Genomic DNA, 20056 nt, shown 5'->3' with positions numbered 1-20056 from the left:
TTTTCAGCCGCAAAAAACAAAGCCCCGCCGGAGCGGGGCCTGGAAAGCTGGTGTAACGTGCGATCAGTTGCTGCGGGCGAAGCCCAGAATGCTCAACAGGCTGATGAACATGTTGTAGAGCGACACGTACAGGCTAACGGTGGCGCGAATGTAGTTGGTCTCGCCGCCGTGAATGATGTTGCTGGTTTCCCACAGGATCGCGCCGGCGGAGAACAGGATGAACAGCGCGCTGATGGCCAGGTGCAGGGCAGGGATCTGCAGGAACAGGTTGGCGATCACCGCCACCAGCAGTACCACAAAACCTGCCATCATCATGCCGGACAGGAATGACATGTCTTTACGGGTGGTCAGCACATACGCCGAGCAGCAGAAGAACACCGCTGCGGTGCCGCCCAGCGCCAGCATGATCAGATCGCCCGCGCCGGCGTTCAGGAACGAGCTGAGAATGGGGCCGAGGGCATACCCCATGAAACCGGTCAGCGCGAACGCCGCCAGAATGCCTGCCGGGCTGTTGGCCAGTTTATGGGTCAGGAACATCAGGCCGTAGAAACCAACCAGCATCAGCAGCAAGCCCGGCGCCGGCAGCCCCAGCATCGTGCTGGCGGTCGCGGTCAGCGCCGAGAAAGCCAGCGTCAGGGATAACAGGAAATAGGTGTTGCGCAGGACTTTATGCGTGCTGAGCAGCGAGTCGCGCGAAGAAGATGAGACGACAATGCGGTCCATAATGCTCTCTCTTATCAAGCCATCACAAAATAATCCCGATGATAGGCAGCGCAAGCGCTTGATTAAAGTTTGTTTACCAATCTTTACCCTTAGTTATCATTGTTGCAACAGCAGGGAGGAGCGGACGCGCGTTTGTTTGCCGTTTGCTGCGTCTTCGCCGATTTTTCGCGCGGTTGAACGCGCCCGGGCTTTACAAGCGAATGAGGTCTGTTTATAGTGCGCGTCGTTGCGGAGGGGTGGCCGAGTGGCTGAAGGCAACGGTCTTGAAAACCGTCGACGGGAAACCGTTCCAGAGTTCGAATCTCTGCTCCTCCGCCATACATTCTGACCCCGTGCTCTCTGAGCACGGGGTTTTTGTTTTTGCGTGCGCAGAAACCGAGGCGCTTTTGCAGGAAACGCGATCGGCTATTGATAAGGGCCACGCATCGGTGAGATTATGCGGTCATCAAGGTTGGCTGCTCGGATGCCTGCTGCTGTCAGGCACCGCCGGGGTGATAAACAACGCCGCCTTATCGATTTCGCTTAATGCTCTTATGGAGACAGAGATGAACTGGTATCAAGTCGCCCTATGGACCATGATCTTTCTGAAGTCCGGCGCTTTCCTGGTATTCGTGTGGTGGTGGATGTTCAAACGCGCGACCAAACCTTATGTGCGCCCGCAAGACGTCGTGGTGGACGATACGCCGTATGATGAGAACCTCACCATGGAAGAGGTGATGAAAAACCATGGCATCGTCCGTACGGATATGTCGGTAAAATAGCCCTTCCTCCCCAATCGGTATCTGGGGCGTGTTTGCCATAAGCGCGCCCCATTGCGATCCTTCGCTGTCTCTCTATGGCATTCTGTTCTCAGGTTAACGGCATAGCGTTACCGGGAAAAGCACGCCATGAACGATGTACGCATCTTGCCGAGCTTTACGCATCGAAAAAACGCCGTTCTTAATGCCGAGAGAGATCATGGGGATTTCCTGGGTCAGCTCATCCGGCGCGTTGTCGTCGGGCGTTTTACTGATTTCTCGGTGGGTGGTCATGTAAAACCCGTGATCTAACCTCTTTATATCAAAGTTTATTTTCCTATCCAGGCTGTAGGTTTTTCCTCTCACGGTGATGTCCCCACGCTGCACGATCATGGCATGATGTTCGTCATAGATGAATAAACTACCCGTCACTTTTAATTCCAGGTCATCGCCTGAAGCTAATCGTTTTTTAGTGATCGTATCGGCCTGGCAATTCATATGCACAGGCGCGGCGGGGGTTAAAATGCGAAACAGCACAATGAAGAGAATCACTGCCAAAAATCCGATAGTCAGCATTTTGGGATTGAGCAATGCGGCCATTTATTTTCCGTTGAGAATTTTGTAGGTAACACACTGGGTATATCGATCTTGTGAGCCGAGATAACACACACCGAGGAAGGTGTTATAAGTCAACGTGTGTTTTACGGAGGAAAAATAGATGTCCGCTTTACTGGCTATACAATCCACACCGCTCTCTTCTAGCGCCTGGTTGACCATGCGCTTTTCCAGTTCGTCATCAATATGCTTGTTTGCATCCAAAGAATACAAGGTGCAGCGGTCTTTTTTCCCTAACGAGATTAAATTTTCTCTGGGTTGATCAGGCGGTTCAACAGGATAGAACGCCGCGACGAACAACAGCGGAATAAATGCGCCGCAGATAGCGGCAATAGCGCGAATACTTACCTGTTTCTGCGGCGGCGTGTTATGTGATTCGGCAACCGACGGGAAAGACGAAAGCGGTACTGAGGCGGCAGAAGGGGGCGTTTCGTTAACGGTTGCCTGCGGTGAGGGGTAAATATCAATCATGGCGGTGAAGCAAAAACCGACTTTTGCCAGGGTCTTTATCGGCGAGGTTTCTCTCCCCAACAGTTTGAACGCTTTCCTTATTTCACTGACGGCCACATTGAGGCTGATCGATGAGCCTGAAAAACCATACTCTTCCCATACCTTTTTTATCAATACCTCACGTTTTAATGGGATATTCGGATGAGTCAGCATTTCAATTAACAGGCGCGAGGCCGGATTGGATATCCGTATCGATGACTCATCGTTATCAATGAGTTGGAGACGACACGCATTTGCGTCATAGATCACGCAGAGGTCGATAATATATTTCATGTATTCAGGTTTTTATAATGGTATGGGCTTCCAGGTCGCGGCTAGTATTTAGTGAAACTTCGGTCAGGTCAAGGTTCTGGGTGGGAAACATAAATAATTCAGGGTGTTTTTTATTTCTTCGACGAACAGAATGCATGGTGCATTGCTCTTTTTATTATTCTTTGCAGAGTTAAATTCTGAAAATATCTAACTTATTAGATTATAATAATTAAAATTTGCGTTAATAAAAATAATGTTCCTGTTGTTAATGATTTGATGCAGAATTATCTTAGTGTTTTACGGCGCCTGCTTATGTGCCGGGCGCTTATTGATGGCTCCCAAACGGCAATGCGATTTTTCCAAGAAAACGGCAGGTATTTAGTGCAAGGCATCGCCGTTGTCTTTAGCCATGGATGGAGGAAGTATGCTCAGTATCGGTATCGTATCTGAAAACATCTTTTTCAGAGAGGCGATAAAAAGGATATTGGCGCCAAGGATTTTTCATAAGGATCACGTTATTGCTTACTACGACGATCTGCCTTTGGTCATGGGGCGAAATTGCCACGATATTCTGATCGTCGATGATGCGATCAAAAGCCTGTTGCGTTTCAGCATGGCGGCAGCGTTATTGTCTGCTATTCATGGCGTGAAAATTTTTTTGACGACAGAAGAGAAGCGTCGTCTGTTATTTCGTTCTGTCACGCGTGATGTGGTGGTGCTCGATAAAAGAGTGCGAGTTCCCGACATGAATAAGGAATTGTCTTTGCTGCTGGCTAATATTGCGCAGCATTCTGCATTAAATGGAAACGTTGAGGGTGGGGCGGCCCGCAATACGAAAAGTTGCCTGACTGAAAGTGAAGTGAAAACGCTTCATTTGCTTTCTTTCGGCTATACGGTGACCCAGGTATCCCGAATGCTTGATAAAAGCGTAAAAACGGTCAGCACGCAGAAATGCAGTGCATTACGCAAAATGGGATTGAAGAATCGGGTGCACAATTTATTGGACATTTCATCCGGTTTCTCGGCGGTTATCTAGGAGTTCGTTATTTTGTCGCTTTTATTATCGGCTGATGAATAACGCTATGGCTTGATTTTATAAAAACAGGAATGTGTTCACCCTTTTGCCTCTGTATTACGGGGAGGGATTGTTTCATCCCGCCAGCAGCGGCTGCTTTTTATTTATTCTCTCAAACCAAACTGTTATGGAGTTTTATCTCATGATGAAGAAGATGCTTTCTGTTGCAATCATGGCGGCCGCGGTCGCTGCGCCTGTGGCTTTTGCTGAAGACAATTCCGCCGGTGGCGTGATTAACTTTACCGGCGCCATTGCCGACACCACCTGTACGATTAACGGCGGCAAGAGCGCGGATTTCACCGTAGCACTGAGCCCGATCTCGGTGACCGACGCGGGTAACACCGTCGGGCCAATCACCAAGAACAAGAAGTCCTTCTCGTTGACCTTCTCCGGCTGTTCGCCGGCGGCCGGTACCGCAGGCACCCCGCTGAAAATCTACTTCTCCTCCGCGGATAACATCTCCACCGACGGCAAATATTTGCTGAACAACTCGGTCAACGAGAACGACGCTTCCGTCGCGAAGAACGTAGGCTTCTCTCTGGCGGAAACCGGTTCTTCCACCCCGATCCAGCTGAACGTGCCTTATGTCACCGACATCATGGGCGACAAAGAGGCGCCGGATTCAGAAACCCTGACGCTGGACGCGTACTACTACAAAACCAACGCCGAAGCGGCAAAAGTGGGCGCTCTGAGCTCCAACGTGACTTACACCATTTCTTACCTGTAATCGCGCTGACAGCCAGGCCCTTGATAGGGCCTGGCCACCCGGGGGAACGATGAAAAAATACATGATGATAGCGGCGCTGTTGCTGGGTTCCGTTGGCGCGCAGGCCAATGTGGTGGTTAACGGCACGCGGGTGATCTACCCGGCAAACAACAAGGACGTGATTGTCCAATTGCTGAATAACGGTACCGACCCCTCGCTGGTTCAGGCCTGGATCGACGACGGCGATATCAATTCCACCCCGGAAACCGCCAATGTGCCGTTTTTGCTGTCGCCGCCGGTGGTGAAAGTGAACGGCAACAGCGGGCAGCAGCTGCGTATTCAGAAAGTTGGCGCCGCGTTGGCGGCGGATCGTGAATCGGTGTTCTACCTCAACGTGCTGGATATCCCGCCGACGCCGGAAAACCTGCAGGGCACCAATACGCTGCAGCTGGCGATCAAGTCGCGCATCAAACTGTTCTACCGCCCGCAGGCGTTAACCCGCGGCGTGGAAAATGCGTTGGAAGAACTGACGCTGCAAGCCAATGGCAAAGGCTTCAACGTCATCAATAAAAGCCCGTATTTCATTACGGTAGCGAATATAGGCCAGGGTGCGGACAAGCATCTGCTGGTTGATTCGCTGATGGTCGCGCCGTTTTCCACCCAGTTTGCCGCCAGCAAACGAGCGGTCAGCAAAAACGCCCGTTATGACCTGATGTATATCGACGATCTGGGGGCTTACAAGTCTAAAGCCATCACCGCACACTAACCTGAAAGGACAACAATGAAGCTGAATAAAAAAGTCCTCTCGCTGCTGACCGCCTCTTCATTCTTGTTGCCGGATACGGCCTGGGCGGTGACGTTCGATACGTCGCTGTTGGCCGGCGAATCGCGCGATTCCGATCTCTCGCGTTTTTACCTCAATAATGACATGCCTGCCGGCCGGCAGGAGATCGATGTGTATGTCAACCATGACTGGAAAGGGCGCTATGCGCTGCTGTTTGGCACCCAACGCGACGATATCCAAATCGACTACCAGGATGCGCAGCGGCTGGGCATCGATCTGAGTCAGTTGCCGACGCCTCAGGCGCCCCAGACGACGCTGTCGATCGCCACGCTGGTGCAGGGCGGCCGGTTCGATATGGACGTCGGCGCGCTGAGCCTGCGGCTGACGGTGCCGCAGGCGCGGGTCAACCGATCGGAGGCGGGATACGTGGATCCAGCCTTCTGGAATCGCGGCATCTCCGCATTGACGCTGGCCTACAACGCGACGTACTACCACGCCGAGGCGCGCGGCGACGGCAATCGCAGCAACAACGACGATTTTTATACCGGGCTGGAATCCGGGATCAATCTGGCCGGTTGGCAATTTCGCGACAGCAGCAGCTTTCGCCACGGCAGCGGGCGGGGGAGCCACTGGCAGAACAACACGCGCTATCTGCAGCGCGGCTTCGCCGACATCAAATCCAACCTGACCGCCGGCGATTTTTATTCGCCGGGGGATCTTTTCGACTCGGTGCGCATCCGCGGGGTGGCGCTGGCGTCGGACATCAGCATGCGCCCCAACTCGCAGCAGGGCTTTTCACCGATCGTGCGGGGCGTGGCGCAAACCAACGCCCTGGTGAAAGTGGTGCAGAACGGCAACGTGATCTACCAGGAAAACGTGCCGCCGGGCGCCTTTACCCTCGACAGTATTCAGCCGACCGGCTCGGCGGGCGATCTGTGGGTGACGGTCAAAGAGGCGGATGGGCGTGAACAGTCGTTCAGCGTGCCGTTTTCCGCCGTACCCAACATGTTGAAACAGGGCGTCAGCCAATACAGCGTGCTGGCCGGCAAGGTGAACGAAAGCAATACCGATTACGATCCCGGCTTTGTGCAGGGCACCCTGCAGTACGGTTTCAACAACCTGGTAACCGGCTATGCCGGCAGCATTTTGAGCGACGACTATCAGGCCTGGCTGCTCGGCAGCGGCTGGAACCTGCCGATAGGGGCGGTGTCCATCGACCTGACGCATGCCGATACCCGCCTGAAAAACCGCCGTGAAAGCGGGCAGAGCTTCCGTATCGCCTACAGTAAATTTCTCGATGCCACCGCGACCAACTTCACGCTGGCGGCCTACCGTTACTCCACCCGCGGTTACTACAGCTTTACCGACGCCATTTACTCTAATGACGGTTACCGCCAGCTGGAACGGCAGTTTGACCGCTGGCGCGACGAGGAGGGTTTGTCCGAACTGGATATGAACACCTGGGATGCGCTGCGGTCCGCCCGGCCGAAAAATACCTTTACGCTTAACCTGAACCAGCGTCTTAACGAAGGGTGGGGCACGCTGTTCTTCTCCGGCTCCCAGCGCGATTACTGGACGGCCAACGCGAAAAGCCGCGAATACCAGTTGGGGTACTCCAACAATCTGGGGCGCGTCAGCTACTCCGTTTCCGCCAGCCGGGTGCGCAACAGCCAGCGTGAGGAAGAGACGCGTTATTACCTGTCGTTCAGCCTGCCGCTGTCGGTGTTCGACAACAACGCCTACCTCAGCACCGGCCTGTCGGCGACGGACTCTCACTATCAGCAAAGCACGGTCAGCCTGAGCGGCAACGCGCTGGAGTCCAACCGTCTGAGCTACTCGCTGAACGGCAGCAATCGCAGCGGCGGCGACAACATGGCCGGTGTCAATGCGGCCTACCGCACCCGTGTCTCGACGCTTGGCGTCTCCTACAGCGAAGGCAACGATTATCGCCAGAGCGGCCTCAGCGCGCGCGGCAGCCTGGTGGCGATCCCCTGGCATGTGCTGGCGTCGAACGAAATCGGCAACACCATGACGGTGGTCGAGGCGCCGCAGGCCGAAGGGCTGATGGTCAACGGCGACGAAAGCATCGTGACCAACGCCCAGGGCCTGGCGCTGGTGCCCTATGCCACGCCATACCGGCAAAACTCGGTCACGCTGTCGGATACCGGCCACAGCAGCGGGGCGGAAATCAGCGGCAACGTCGCCAACCACGTGCCTTACTACGGCGCGGTCAGCTACCTGAAATTCGAAACCGATCAACGTCAGCCATTCCAGCTGCGGGCGCAGCGCGCCGATGGCGCACCGCTGCCGTTCGGCGCCGAAGTGCTGGATGAAAACGGCCGGTCGATAGGCTTTGTCGGCCAGGCCAGCGTGCTGTACCTGCGCGTCGAACAGCCGCCAACGGCGTTGACGGTGCAACTGCGCGACGGCCGTTGCCGTATCGCCAAACCGACTCTGGCGCTCGACGCGTCGCCCGGCGTTTGCCGCTAATACAGGATAACCGAACCTATGATCAGGCTGATTTTTTTGCTGCTGCTGTCCGGGTTGTTCAGCGGCTATAGTTATGCCACCTGTTTTGGCAAAGGGATCTCATTTGCACCGGCTTTGAATGTCGATCTCTCCGATAAGCTGAATGCCAACACCCCGGTGTGGGAGGAGCAATACAGCACCCAATATGTCGGCACTTTTGACTGCAGTTCTTCAAAGAGCAAATTTACTTATACGCTCAAGCTGTCGCCCGATAATAAGAATGCGGCTATTTTTGGTTTTAACAACGGCACGCAGTGGATACGCGCGCAAATCGTCAATAAGATTGGCGATCGTGAACTGTCAAAGCGCGGCGAACATTCCGCCGCCGAGTTAAATACGCCGATGACCGTGCGCTACTCATTAGAATCGAAGCCCAAAAATGGCCGTGTGGTGCCGGGGGATACGCTGATGCTGGATGACGCGCTGATGGTCTCGGACATTACCGGCATAAAGATATGGGAATTGCCGATTTGGCTGTTGCAGCAAGTCGGGAAAATACTCAGTTGGCTCCTGACCGGCAACTGGCCTTATGACGAACGCGATATGTACGGCCAGCCGATGAACATCAAATACGCGCCCAAAACCACCACCTGCCGTTTCGACAACGCCGGCCTGACGGTCAGATTGCCGAAAATGGGCGTGGCGCAGGTGCTGAATAACAACCAACCCGGCTACACGCCGTTCTCGCTGAACATCAGCTGCCAGAACATGCAGCAGGAAGGTATCGCCGATCGCACCGTCGAGATGTTCCTGTCCAGCAATAACCTGCTGGCCTCCGACGCCAGCGTGCTGACCAATGCCAACGCGGGCGGCGCGCAAGGGGTAGGGCTGCGCCTGGTCAAACGCGATATGCCGAGCTCGCCGGTGGTACTGTCGCCCTCCAATGTCGATCGCGGCAGCGCCACCTCATTGTTTCACGTCGCCGCCGGCGGCAGCCTGAACAGTCACTTTATCATCGGCATGGGCGCTTATTATTACCCTTATCAGCGCGATGGCGTGACGCAGGGTGAAATCAACACCTCGGCCACGCTGAACATTATTTATCCCTGATGAATGGGTTGGTGCAAAAAAACCGGCAGCCGCCGCTGCCGGGGTTGGTTATTGATAAGTCATCGCGCTGGCGTGCAGCTTGTTATTGCCTACGATCGCGATGATTTTGTAGTAACGGGCGCCTGCCTTGGCGGTTTTGTCCGCCAACATCTTTTCCGCATCGCTCAGATTCGCGGCACCGCTAACGGTAATCACCTGGCGCGGCGTCAGGGCGTCCGCCTGTTGACTATTGATTTGCGTTGCCGCGACTGTTGCGCCTGAAAAGACAAAAGCCCCTAGCAGCATCGTTTTCAACATGACGTTCTTCATGATGTTCTCCCCAAGCGCAATACGCTTGTTCTTTGCTATGGTTGAATCTTTTTGTTTCGTTATGCTAAAGGATAAGCAGCGAGGTGCCGGCGCGGTAGTGCCTGAAAGCGTAATGCATCGTTTCCAAACTGGAAACGATAAGGAGGGGGCATGCAGGATTTGAACGATCTTCAACTGTTTGCTTTGGTGGTGCGACATGGTGGTTTCGCCGCAGCCGAGCGGGCGAGCGGCGAAGCCAAATCCAAACTCAGCAAACGCGTGGCTCGTCTGGAGGCGAGTTACGGTGCGCGGTTAATCGAACGTTCGACGCGCAGTTTCCGCGTCACGGATATTGGCCGCGATGTGTATCGGCAGTGTGAGGCGATTATCGAGCGGTTGGAGGCGGCCGATGCCATTGTCGCCCGTGCGCGCGACGAAGTGAGCGGCTGCCTGCGCATCAGTTCGCCGCCCGGTTTGATGCAGTATTATAATTCCCATCTGCTGTTGGGGTTTATGGCGCGTTACCCGGACGTGCGCGTACAACTGTTGATCCATGAGCGCCATGTGGATCTGATCAACGAAAAGATCGATGTGGCGTTTCGCATTACGAGTCATTTCGACCAGGATCAATCATTGATTAAGCGCGATCTTGGCGTACGGCAACGCATTTTGGTCGCCGGCGCGCAGCTGGTGGAGAAAGCCGGCGGCTTGCCGCAGTCGTTCGAACAGCTGGCCAGCTTGCCGACGTTGTCGATGGGGGAGTGGCTGGATCGCGATCGATGGGAATTCGAGGATAATGCAGGCAATCAACGTACTTTCGTACACGTCCCCCGGCTGTGTTGCGGGGATTACAGCACGTTGCATAGTGCGGCGATTGCCGGGATGGGCGTCGCGTTTTTGCCGATCCATTTGTGTGCCAACGAATTGCGAACGGGTCAACTGCTGCGTCTGCTGCCACAGTGGCGTGCGCCGAGCAGCATTGTTCATCTGGTGTTCACCAGCGGCAAAGGCCTGTTGCCGCCGGTGCGGGCGTTTATCGATCACAGCGTCGCGGTATTCGCCGAAGCCAATCGCCGCCTCTCGATGATGCCGGTTGCCTAGCCGCCTGTCACTGCCCATCCGGGTGTTCGAAAATATGCGCGCCGGCTCCTTGCCGGCCCAATATATCGTTCGGGTTGCGCAGCGGGCAGTCGGCGAGCGACAGGCAGCCGCAGCCGATGCAGCTATCGAGATGGTCGCGCAGCACCGTCAGCCGTTGAATACGCTCATCCAGCGTTTTGCGCCAGGCGGAGGACAGCACTCCCCATTGTTCTGAGGTCAGCTTGCTGCCGATGGGGAAACGGCTCAGCGCGGCGCGGATCTCTTCCAGCGGAATGCCCGCGCGCTGTGCGATCTTGATCACCGCGATATAGCGCAATACCACCGACGGATAACGCCGCTGATTGCCGGCGTTGCGCGTCGCCTGAATCAGCCCTTTACTCTCGTAGAAGTGCAGCGCGGATATCGCCACGCCGCTGCGTTTCGCCACTTCCCCGACGGTCAATAGCCGATTGGCGTCAATCGGTTCATTTCTTGCCATTTTATCTTCCTCAACTTGACCTCAAGTTAACCTGAGGTTTTATAGTTCAGCCTGCCGGGCTTGGCAACCGGCATCTCTCGAGACCTGCCCCCGTCTTATTGGGGAGAAGGATGGCTTTGGCTGTAAAATCAGGAAGAAACCGTTATGCAACGCTTTATCAACACCGCTCTGGACAGTTATTGGCTTTGGCTGCTCGCACGTCTGTGCTTGATGGTGATTTTCATCTCGTCGGGGCTCGCCAAGCTGTTCGACATCGAAGGGAGCCTGGCGGAGATGCGCGCCGCCGGTTTGCATCCGGCCTGGCTGTTCAACCTGGCGTCGGCGGCGGTGCTGCTGACAGGTTCGGTATTGATCCTGCTGAACCGGTGGGTGTGGCTGGGCGCCGGCATGCTGTCGGTGTTTCTGATCCTGACTATCGCGATCGTCCACACCTTCTGGAATATGTCCGCTCCCAATATGCAGATTTCTCTCTACTTCGCGCTGGAACACATCACGGTGATCGGCGGGCTGTGGGTGACGGCCATCGCCAGCCGTTTGCGTCAACGTCTGGCCAACACGCGTGAGGCTGCATGATGAAACGATATCTCATTATTGCGGCGCTGCTGGCGGTACTCGTCGTCGCTGCGGTAGCGATGCGTTCCACCGCGCGTCAAAGCGAAGGCGCACCGGCTTATCCGCCGGTGAAAGTGGCGCTGGCGCCCGCACTGCGTGAACAGGCGGCGCGCAGCTACGCCGGCGTCGGCGAGCTGGAGGCGGCCAGCCAGGTGGAGGTGGCGGCGGAAACCAGCGGCCGCATCAGGCGTATCCTGTTCGAATCCGGCCAAACGGTGCGGCAGGGGCAGTTGCTGGTGCAGCTCAACGATGCGGTCGAACAGGCTGAGCTGGTGCGTCTGCAGGCGCAATTGCGCAACGCCGATCTGCTGCTGGGGCGCATGCGAAAACTGATGAACCTCAACGCCACTGCGCGGCAACAGTTGGACGATGCGCTGGCCGAGCGGGATATGGCGCTTGGCGCGGTGCGGGAAACGCAGGCCAAAATTGCGCAGAAGGCGATCCGCGCGCCGTTTTCCGGCGTCATCGGCATTCGCCGCGTGCATGAAGGGCAATATCTTAACGCCGCCGAGGCGGTGGCGAACCTGGTGGACGCCGATACGCTGCGCGTCAACTTTTCGCTGGACGAACAAAGCAGCGCCGGGTTGGCGCCAGGCCAGGCGGTGTCGGTGCAGGTTGGGGCGTATCCCGATCGCGCTTTCCCCGCCGTCATTACCGCTATCGACCCGATGATCGGCAAATCCCGCACCGTGCAGGTGCAGGCGACGTTGACCAACCGTGAGGGATTGCTGAAGGCCGGCATGTACGCCGGCATTCGCGTCACGCAGCAGCAGCGCGTGGCGGTGTTGACGGTGCCGGAAACGGCGCTGACTTATACCGCGTACGGCGATACCGTGTTTCTGGCCCAGCAGGGTGAAAAGGGCATGACGGTCAAGCGCGTTTCGGTCACCGTGGGTGAGCGCAACGACGGGCGCGTCGAGATCGTCAATGGCCTGCAGGAAGGCGATCGGGTGGTGACTTCGGGCCAGCTCAAGCTGAGCGACGGCATGGCGGCCGAGCCGGTGGCGCAGGATACCCTGAACGCCGCCCAGGCCGGTTCTTGAGGAGAGACCGATGACATTTACCGATCTGTTCGTGCGCCGGCCGGTGCTGGCGCTGGTGGTCAGCACCCTGATCCTGCTGTTCGGCGCGCTGGCGCTCAGCAAGTTGCCGATCCGCCAATACCCCCTGCTGGAAAACTCGACCATCACCATCAGCACTGAATATCCCGGCGCGTCGTCCGAGCTGATGCAGGGCTTTGTCACGCAGCCGATCGCCCAGGCGGTGTCCTCCGTCGAGGGCGTTGACTACCTTTCTTCCTCTTCGGTGCAGGGGCGCAGCGTGGTGACGGTGCGCATGGCGCTGAACCGCGATTCGACCCAGGCGTTGACCGAAGTGATGGCCAAGGTCAATCAGGTGCGCTACAAGCTGCCGGAGCAGGCTTACGATCCGGTGATTGAACGTTCCGCCGGTGAGGCTACCGCCGTGGCCTATGTCGGCTTTTCCAGTAAAACGCTGTCCACGCCGGCGCTGAGCGAATACCTGACGCGGGTGGTGGAGCCGATGTTCACCACCATCGACGGCGTCGCCAAGGTGGAAGTGTTCGGCGGGCAAAAAATGGCGATGCGCCTGTGGCTGGACAGCGATCGGCTGGCCGGCCGCGGCCTGACCGCCGCCGACGTGGCCGACGCGGTGCGGCGCAACAACTACCAGGCGGCGCCGGGCAAGGTGAAAGGGCAGTATGTGGTTGCCAACGTGCGGGTGAATACCGATCTCACCAGCGTTGAGGAATTTCGCAATCTGGTGGTGCGCAACGACGGCAATGGCCTGGTGCGCTTAAAAGACGTCGGCACCGTGGAGCTGGGCGCCGCGGCCACGGAAACCAGCGCCCTGATGGATGGCGAACCGGCGGTGTTCCTCGGCGTCTTCCCTACGCCGACCGGCAACCCGCTGGTGATCGTCGACGGCATTCGCCACCTGATGCCGGCGATCGACAAGATGCAGCCGCCGGGCGTGAAGATGGCGCTGGCGTTCGAAACCGCGCGCTTTATTCAGGCCTCGATCGATGAAGTGGTGCATACCCTGCTTGAAGCGCTGGTGATCGTGGTGGCGGTGATCTACCTGTGTCTGGGGTCGCTGCGCACCGTGTTGATCCCGGTGGTGACCATTCCGCTGTCGATCCTTGGCGCTGCCGGGCTGATGTTGGCCTTCGGCTTCAGCGTCAATTTGCTGACGCTGTTGGCGATGGTCCTGGCGATCGGCCTGGTGGTGGACGACGCCATCGTGGTGGTGGAGAACGTGCATCGTCATATCGAAGAGGGGAAAACGCCGCTGGCGGCGGCGATGATCGGCGCGCGCGAGGTGGCGGGGCCGGTGATCGCCATGACCCTGACGCTGGCGGCGGTCTATGCGCCGATCGGCCTGATGGGCGGGCTGACCGGCGCGCTGTTTCGCGAGTTTGCGTTGACGCTGGCCGGGGCGGTAGTGGTGTCCGGCGTGGTGGCGCTGACGCTGTCGCCGGTGATGAGCTCGCTCCTGCTGCCGGCCAAACAGAGCGAAGGGCGCGTGGCGCACGCCGCCGAGTGGTTCTTCGGCGGTCTGACGCGGCGCTATGCGCGCGCGCTGGATTTTTCGCTGCGCCACCGTTGGTTGACCGGCGCGCTGGCGTTGCTGGTGATGATCAGCCTGCCGCTATTGTACCTGATGCCGCAGCGCGAGCTGGCGCCGACCGAGGATCAGGCCATCGTACTGACCGCCATCAAGGCGCCGCAGCACGCCAACCTGAACTATGTCGAACGCTTTGCCTACAAGCTGGACGAGGTTTACAACCGCATGCCGGAAACCGAAAGCCGCTGGATCATCAACGGCAGCGACGGCACGGCGTCCGGCATCGGCGGCATCAACCTGACGCTGTGGCAGGCGCGCCAGCGCTCGGCGTCGGCGGTGCAGGCCGATCTGCAGCGGGCGGTGAACGACGTCGAAGGCACCAGCATTTTCGCCTTCCAGCTGCCCGCCTTGCCGGGCTCCACCGGCGGGCTGCCGGTGCAGATGGTGCTGCGCACGCCGCAGGACTACCCGCAGCTGTATCGCACCCTGGAAGAGGTGAAGCAGAACGCCAGAAACAGCGGCCTGTTTATGGTGGTGGACAGCGATCTGGACTACAACAACCCGCTGGCGGAGGTGCATATCGATCGCGCCAAGGCCAACAGTCTGGGGATCCGCATGAGCGACATCGGCGAATCGCTGGCGGTGCTGGTGGGGGAAAACTACCTCAACCGCTTCGGCATGGACGGCCGCGCCTATGACGTGATCCCGCAGAGCCTGCGCGAACAGCGGCTGACGCCGCAGGCGCTGGCGCGACAGTACGTCCGCACGCAGGACAATACGCTGGTGCCGCTCTCCACCGTGGTGTCGGTGGCCGTTAAGGTCGAGCCGAACAAGCTGACCCAGTTCAACCAGCAGAACGCCGCCACCCTGCAGGCCATTCCCGCGCCCGGCGTTTCGATGGGCGAAGCGGTGGCCTTCCTCGAACGGCAGGCCAATGCGCTGCCGGCCGAGTTTAGCCACGACTGGCAGGGGGATTCGCGCCAATATACCCAGGAAGGCAGCGCGCTGGCATTCGCGTTCCTGGCGGCGTTGGTGATCATCTATCTGGTGCTGGCGGCGCAGTACGAGAGCCTGAAAGATCCGCTGATCATCCTCATCACCGTGCCGCTGTCGATCTGCGGCGCCTTGCTGCCGCTGGCGCTGGGCTACGCCACGATGAACATCTATACCCAGGTCGGGCTGGTGACCCTGATCGGGCTGATCAGCAAGCACGGCATTTTGATGGTGGAGTTCGCCAACGAGTTGCAGATGCATCAGGGGCTGACGCGGCGCGCCGCGATTTTGCAGGCGGCGCAAATTCGCCTGCGGCCGGTGTTGATGACCACCGGGGCGATGGTGTTCGGCTTGATTCCGCTGCTGTTCGCCAGCGGCGCCGGCGCCGCCAGCCGCTTCGGCCTGGGGCTGGTGATCGTATCCGGCATGCTGGTGGGCACGCTGTTCACCCTGTTTGTGTTGCCGACGGTGTATACGCTGCTGGCGCGCGATCACGCGGTGGCGTCGCCCCGGCAGCGTGAACTGGCCGCGGCGCAAAAAGCGCTGGCGGAATAAACCGCCGGCGCCCGTATGAAAAATAAACCCGCCGCGGCGGGTTTTTTCGTCAGTTTTTGCAGCCCATCAATTCCGGCAGGACGCCGGGCTTGCTCTTCAGCGAGGCCTGCACGTCGTCCGGCAGACCGGCCCAGATGATCAGACCGGTGCGTTTCTCGATCTCGTCCACCGTCACGCGGAATTGGCAAAAATCGGCGCCCTTCGGCGTATTCTGATCGAACAGGAAAGCGGCATAGTGGTTCACCGCCGGGCTGTTGTTGATGAAAATCACTTTCCAGTAGGCGCTGGGGATGGTGTGCGCTTTCTGGGTGCCCGGCAGTTTGCCCATATCGCGCTCATACAGCGGCCCGGTCACGGTATAGACCGAGGAGATATCGGCGCGATCGATCAGCTTGCGTTCCTGATCTTCCAGCCGCGCCCAGGCGCCCTGGTTCAGATCGGACTTTTGCGGCGTGATGTTGGACAGGTAGTTCAGCGACTCCCAATCGGAAACGCCCGCCAGCGAGGCCAGCGGCGCCTGATGACCGCGATCGACCTTCAACGCCGCATTGGCGCCGGTGTAATCGGCGGGCGCCAAAGTGTCCGCCGGGTTGAGCGCCGGATCGGTTTTCCAGTTGCGCGTCTTGCCGCTGGCCGGCGTGTCTTTGGTGATGTGATAGGCCACCCAGTTGGCGAACTTGGTGGTGCTGTTGTTGTTCAACGTATAAGCGTGACGCACGATCGATACGTTGCTGCTGCCGCCGGTCGGGCAGCCGACTGCGCAGTTGTCGATGGATTCGAGCGTGTCGGCCGACGCCTGCGCGGCGAACAGCAGGGCGGCCAGGGCCAACATCTTGTTGTTAAAACGCATATTCATATCCTCAATAAGTTAAAAAATACTGTATACATTTACAGTGAATTAAACTTATCGCAGTGAAACGAATACAACAATGCAACACATTCATGTTGTGAATGTGTCGGCGTTGACAGAGCGGAACGGCGCCCTGTACGCCGCTCGGACTATCAAAAACGCCAAAACGCGCGTGAACAGAGGATCAACATCGGATAGATCTCGAGGCGGCCGAGCAGCATGGCGGCGCACATCAGCCATTTCGCCGCGTCGTTCAGCGTGCCGAAACCGGCGGCGGTTTCTCCGTACCCCAGCCCCATATTATTGATGCAGGCGGCGACGGTGGCGAAAGCGGTGACCAGATCATAGCCCATCAAGTTCAGCAGCCAGATAAACAGACAGGTGAACAGCACGTAAAGGAAGAAGAAGCTCCAGACGGAGCGCAGCGTCCGATCCTGGATCGGCGCATTGCCGACCTTGATGGTGTACATGGCGTTGGGATGCACCAGCTGGTTGATCTCGAGCCGGCTTTGTTTGTACATGATCAGAAAGCGCAGCGCTTTAATGCCGCCGCAGGTGGAGCCGACGCAGCCGCCGAAGAAACTCGCCGCCAGCAGCAGCATGATGGTGTGGGACGGGATCCGGGTGTAATCGGCGATGGCCAGACCGTTGTCGGTCATCATCGAACTGGTGAGGAAAAAGCCGTGCACGAAGGCGTCTTTGACGCCGTACATGCCCGAGCGGTACAGCTCGATACACACGATCGCCACGACGATGGCCAGAATCAACAGGAAAAAGCGCAGCTCGGGGCTGCGGTACAGCGGTTTCAGGCTGCGACGGCCGACGGCAATGAAATAGAGCGTGAAGTTCACCGCCGCCAGAATAGAGAAAATGCCGCCGACCATTTCCACCGCCGAACTGTCATAGTACCCCAGGCTTTCGTTGCGGGTGGAAAATCCGCCGAGCGACACGGTGGAAATGCCGTGGCACAGCGCATCGAACCACGGCATGCCCGCCAGACGAAAGGCGACGGTACAGGCCAACCCCAGCCCAAGGTAGATCAACCACAGGTTTTTCGAGGTATCGGCCAGGCGTGGCGTCAGGCGTTCCTCCTTGAACGGGCCGGGCATTTCCGACTGGTAAAGTTTGGCGCCGCCGATGCCCAGCAGCGGCAGCACGGCTACGGCCAACACGATAACCCCGAGGCCGCCGATAAAATTGAGCTGGGAACGGTAATAGAGGAACGATTTGGGCACGTTCGAGACGTCATTCAGCACCGAGGCGCCGGTGGTGGTGATCCCGGAGACTCCCTCAAACATCGCGTCGACCAGCCGGACGTTCAGCGTGTCATCCAGCCACAGCGGCAGGGCGCTGATCGCGGAAAACAGCAGCCAAAACATCACGATGATCAGAAAGCCGTCCTGGGTGCGCAGCTGCACTTTCGACTGCCGGGTGCTGAACCAGCCCAATCCGCCTAGCGTGGCGGCCACCACCAGGGTATAGAAAAATGAGAAGGCGCTTTTTTCTTTATACAACAGCCCCATCAGCAGGGGCGGGATCATTGAAAGGCTGTAAAGAAGGACCAAAAAGCTGCAAAGATGAATAACGACCAGGATCTGTTTGGTTCTGACCATACTGTTGCTCGGAATGCCTGCCGACAATGCGTCAATTTATTGAAGTGTATCAAGCATAAAGCAGGCGATATAAAAATAACGTAAAAATTCATATCGCCTAATAAGTATGGCGGGGCGTTATTCCAGCAGGTTGTTGACCGTACGGCGCACATAGTGCGTCATCTGCGCCAGATCGTCCGGCGACACCGGGCCGCCGCCGGCGCGCACCACCTGCTGTTCGATCTGGGTAATCTCCTGCTCGACCTTGTTGGCGATCTGCACTTTGACTATTTTGTCCACCGAAGACAGCAGCACCTTCAAGACCACTTTCAGCGCGATGTTCTCGCAGAACGAGTCGTAGTGATGAACCGGCGGCGGCGGGGCCGGAGCCGGCTCGGGCGCGCGCGGAGCCAGAGCCTTGAAGCTGTCTACATTTTCAATAATAAGATCCATGTCTCTTATTAGTTCATCAAAATCTTTAGACACTGACTTATTCCCTTCGCTGTGCGCAAAAAACAGAACGCCCGTCCTCGGGCTGAAAGCGGATGAGCGACGGGCAGAACGAATTCGGGCCTGGCCTTCAGACGCTGAATGGCCGGGGGAGGGGCATTCTAACCTTGCGGCGGGTCGGCAACAAGATGGGGCCGTGCGAATGCGCGGCCCTTTGAATCACAGGCGCAGGAGGGGGCTTAACTTTTCAGCTTGGCGGTGATTTTTGCCACGTGCTCGCCCTGATAGCGGGCAATGGTCAGCTCTTCGTTGCTCGGCTGCCGCGAGCCGTCGGCGCCGGCGATGGTGGTGGCGCCATACGGGGTGCCGCCGCGCACCTGCGAAACGTCAAACAGCTCTGGCATCGCATAGCCGATCGGCACGATGATGAAACCGTGGTGCGCCAGCGTGGTCCAGGTGGAACTGATGGTGTGTTCCTGGCCGCCGCCGGTGCCGGTGGAGGAGAAGACGCTGCCTACCTTGCCGTACAGCGCGCCGGAAGCCCACAGACCGCCGGTCTGATCGAGGAAGGTGCGCATCTGCCCGGCCATATTGCCGAAGCGGGTCGGCGTGCCGAAGATAATGCCGTCATAGTCCGCCAGCTCTTGCGGGGTGGCGACCGGCGCCTGTTGATGTTGTTTGCCCCCGGCTTTGGCGAAGGCCTCCGGCGTCATGGTTTCCGGCACGCGTTTAATCGTCACGTCCACGCCGTTAACCCGATTCGCGCCTTCGGCCACCGCCTGCGCCAGGCTTTCGATATGGCCGTACATTGAGTAATAAAGCACCAACACTTTCGTCATGTTCCGTACTCCCGCTCAGATGATTAACAAAAACCCTTGATAAGCATAGAAGCGAATGACGAACTTGGTTTTGTCGGATGGCGGATTCAGGGCAAGCGCCGCAGCTTGTGCGCCAGCCGCTGTTCCTGCCAGCGTGCCGGCGGGCGGTCAGAAGGCGACGTTGCGGATAAAGCGCAGGGGCAGGTTGCCGTGGTTGGCGTAAGCGTAGCGTTGATCGCTGTTGAAGGTTTGTGCGGCGCCGGCGCTGAGCGTCAGCGTGCCTTGTTCCAGCTCCAGCGTCAGGGTACCGGCAATCACGTAGATCATTTCGCTCCAGCCTTCGGCGTCCGGGGCAGAGTCATAGCGCTCGCCCGGCATCAGCGTCCATTCCCACAGCTCGGCCCGTTGCCGCGCCGGCACGCTGGCGGCGAACAGCGCCTGGCTGCCCGGCTGCGCGCCTTGCCAGGCCAACTCACCCACCAGATGGCTGCCGCGCGCCTCCGGCGCCTGGATCAGATCGGTGAAAGAAATCGCCAGGGCGGCGGCGATCTTGTCGAGCACCGCCAGGCTGACGTTGCGATCGCCGGCCTCGATGCCCGCCAGCATGCGGCGGCTGACGCCGGAAAGCTCGGCCAGCGCCATCTGGCTCAGGCCCGCCCGTTGGCGGTAGCCGCGCAGATTGCTGCTCAGGTATTGCAGCACCTTGGGAGGATCGGTTTTTGCGTTATGCGCCGTATTGCTCATCGCCGGAC

The 20056-nt window shown here is 58.1% G+C and carries 20 protein-coding genes and 1 tRNA gene; 11 read left to right on the top strand and 10 right to left on the bottom strand.

Annotated features, from left to right (window positions below; genetic code table 11):
- Positions 1-63: 63 nt before the first annotated feature.
- Positions 64-723 (bottom strand): FtsH protease modulator YccA, encoded by a 660-nt coding sequence (gene yccA / locus ACF8MC_RS16515; RefSeq protein WP_004928091.1) that lies wholly within the window; start codon positions 721-723, stop codon positions 64-66.
- A gap of 230 nt (positions 724-953) precedes the next feature.
- Here yccA and ACF8MC_RS16510 point away from each other — a divergent pair.
- Both ACF8MC_RS16510 and ACF8MC_RS16505 read left to right on the top strand, forming a co-directional pair.
- Positions 954-1041: transfer RNA gene (locus tag ACF8MC_RS16510), tRNA-Ser, on the top strand.
- A gap of 227 nt (positions 1042-1268) precedes the next feature.
- The gene (locus tag ACF8MC_RS16505; protein WP_016928277.1) at positions 1269-1484 is read left to right on the top strand and encodes a hypothetical protein; all 216 of its coding nucleotides are present in this window, start codon (positions 1269-1271) and stop codon (positions 1482-1484) included.
- 93 nt (positions 1485-1577) lie between these two features.
- On the opposite strand, the gene ACF8MC_RS16500 is transcribed toward ACF8MC_RS16505, so the two are convergent.
- Together ACF8MC_RS16500 and ACF8MC_RS16495 are read right to left on the bottom strand one after the other, a co-directional pair.
- Positions 1578-2060, bottom strand: a complete 483-nt coding sequence (locus ACF8MC_RS16500) for a hypothetical protein (protein ID WP_033654214.1) — start codon at positions 2058-2060, stop codon at positions 1578-1580.
- On the bottom strand, positions 2061-2858 hold the full coding sequence (locus tag ACF8MC_RS16495) for a winged helix-turn-helix domain-containing protein (protein ID WP_164104769.1): 798 nt from the start codon (positions 2856-2858) through the stop codon (positions 2061-2063). It abuts the gene before it with no gap.
- A 403-nt stretch (positions 2859-3261) separates the two neighbouring features.
- Here ACF8MC_RS16495 and ACF8MC_RS16490 point away from each other — a divergent pair, with 403 nt between their 5' ends.
- The 5 genes from ACF8MC_RS16490 to ACF8MC_RS16470 all read left to right on the top strand — a co-directional run bounded on the left by ACF8MC_RS16490 (position 3262) and on the right by ACF8MC_RS16470 (position 8981).
- The gene (locus tag ACF8MC_RS16490) at positions 3262-3873 is read left to right on the top strand and encodes a response regulator transcription factor (protein ID WP_164104770.1); all 612 of its coding nucleotides are present in this window, start codon (positions 3262-3264) and stop codon (positions 3871-3873) included.
- Positions 3874-4054: 181 nt separating this feature from the next.
- On the top strand, positions 4055-4639 hold the full coding sequence (locus ACF8MC_RS16485) for a fimbrial protein (RefSeq protein WP_164104771.1): 585 nt from the start codon (positions 4055-4057) through the stop codon (positions 4637-4639).
- Between the two features lie 49 nt (positions 4640-4688).
- Positions 4689-5384, top strand: a complete 696-nt coding sequence (locus tag ACF8MC_RS16480; RefSeq protein ID WP_033637911.1) for a molecular chaperone — start codon at positions 4689-4691, stop codon at positions 5382-5384.
- Between the two features lie 15 nt (positions 5385-5399).
- Positions 5400-7892, top strand: a complete 2493-nt coding sequence (locus ACF8MC_RS16475) for a fimbria/pilus outer membrane usher protein (RefSeq protein ID WP_049195825.1) — start codon at positions 5400-5402, stop codon at positions 7890-7892.
- An 18-nt stretch (positions 7893-7910) separates the two neighbouring features.
- Positions 7911-8981, top strand: coding sequence for a fimbrial protein (locus ACF8MC_RS16470; RefSeq protein ID WP_049212751.1), 1071 nt, complete (start codon positions 7911-7913; stop codon positions 8979-8981).
- A 48-nt stretch (positions 8982-9029) separates the two neighbouring features.
- On the opposite strand, the gene ACF8MC_RS16465 is transcribed toward ACF8MC_RS16470, so the two are convergent.
- Positions 9030-9290, bottom strand: a complete 261-nt coding sequence (locus ACF8MC_RS16465; protein WP_033637916.1) for a DUF1471 domain-containing protein — start codon at positions 9288-9290, stop codon at positions 9030-9032.
- A gap of 150 nt (positions 9291-9440) precedes the next feature.
- On the opposite strand from ACF8MC_RS16465, the gene ACF8MC_RS16460 reads away from it, so the two are divergent.
- On the top strand, positions 9441-10370 hold the full coding sequence (locus ACF8MC_RS16460; protein ID WP_033637917.1) for a LysR substrate-binding domain-containing protein: 930 nt from the start codon (positions 9441-9443) through the stop codon (positions 10368-10370).
- 7 nt (positions 10371-10377) lie between these two features.
- On the opposite strand, the gene soxR is transcribed toward ACF8MC_RS16460, so the two are convergent.
- Complete coding sequence (soxR, locus tag ACF8MC_RS16455) at positions 10378-10848, bottom strand: redox-sensitive transcriptional activator SoxR (RefSeq protein ID WP_033637918.1); 471 nt, start codon at positions 10846-10848, stop codon at positions 10378-10380.
- A 144-nt stretch (positions 10849-10992) separates the two neighbouring features.
- Between soxR and ACF8MC_RS16450 the strand changes: the two genes are divergently transcribed.
- From ACF8MC_RS16450 to ACF8MC_RS16440, 3 genes are read left to right on the top strand one after another with little or no spacing between them, the layout of a single operon-like run.
- Entirely contained in the window at positions 10993-11421 is a 429-nt protein-coding gene (locus tag ACF8MC_RS16450) for a DoxX family protein (RefSeq protein WP_033654208.1), read from the top strand.
- Positions 11418-12503, top strand: a complete 1086-nt coding sequence (locus tag ACF8MC_RS16445) for an efflux RND transporter periplasmic adaptor subunit (protein WP_164104772.1) — start codon at positions 11418-11420, stop codon at positions 12501-12503. The genes ACF8MC_RS16450 and ACF8MC_RS16445 overlap by 4 nt, the downstream gene beginning before the upstream one ends.
- A gap of 10 nt (positions 12504-12513) precedes the next feature.
- Positions 12514-15594: a MexW/MexI family multidrug efflux RND transporter permease subunit gene (locus tag ACF8MC_RS16440; RefSeq protein WP_033646554.1), complete on the top strand. Its 3081-nt coding sequence runs from the start codon at positions 12514-12516 to the stop codon at positions 15592-15594.
- A 49-nt stretch (positions 15595-15643) separates the two neighbouring features.
- On the opposite strand, the gene ACF8MC_RS16435 is transcribed toward ACF8MC_RS16440, so the two are convergent.
- From ACF8MC_RS16435 to ACF8MC_RS16415, 5 genes are all read right to left on the bottom strand, one after another.
- Positions 15644-16444 carry a DNA/RNA non-specific endonuclease gene (locus ACF8MC_RS16435; protein WP_015377376.1) on the bottom strand — a complete coding sequence of 267 codons (801 nt, stop codon included), beginning with the start codon at positions 16442-16444 and terminating at the stop codon, positions 15644-15646.
- A 152-nt stretch (positions 16445-16596) separates the two neighbouring features.
- Positions 16597-18057: a TrkH family potassium uptake protein gene (locus ACF8MC_RS16430; RefSeq protein WP_033654205.1), complete on the bottom strand. Its 1461-nt coding sequence runs from the start codon at positions 18055-18057 to the stop codon at positions 16597-16599.
- A gap of 117 nt (positions 18058-18174) precedes the next feature.
- Positions 18175-18489, bottom strand: coding sequence for a hypothetical protein (locus ACF8MC_RS16425; RefSeq protein ID WP_033646551.1), 315 nt, complete (start codon positions 18487-18489; stop codon positions 18175-18177).
- 236 nt (positions 18490-18725) lie between these two features.
- On the bottom strand, positions 18726-19325 hold the full coding sequence (gene wrbA / locus ACF8MC_RS16420) for an NAD(P)H:quinone oxidoreductase (RefSeq protein ID WP_164104773.1): 600 nt from the start codon (positions 19323-19325) through the stop codon (positions 18726-18728).
- A 147-nt stretch (positions 19326-19472) separates the two neighbouring features.
- Positions 19473-20048 (bottom strand): helix-turn-helix domain-containing protein, encoded by a 576-nt coding sequence (locus ACF8MC_RS16415; protein ID WP_033654204.1) that lies wholly within the window; start codon positions 20046-20048, stop codon positions 19473-19475.
- Between the last annotated feature and the right edge of the window lie 8 nt (positions 20049-20056).

This window comes from Serratia sp. LACPHL-BACT-2024-00286 (assembly GCF_043109535.1).
GTDB lineage: Bacteria > Pseudomonadota > Gammaproteobacteria > Enterobacterales > Enterobacteriaceae > Serratia > Serratia sarumanii.
Note: the sequence above shows the minus strand (reverse complement) of the source record. Positions and strands in the feature narration are given on the sequence as shown.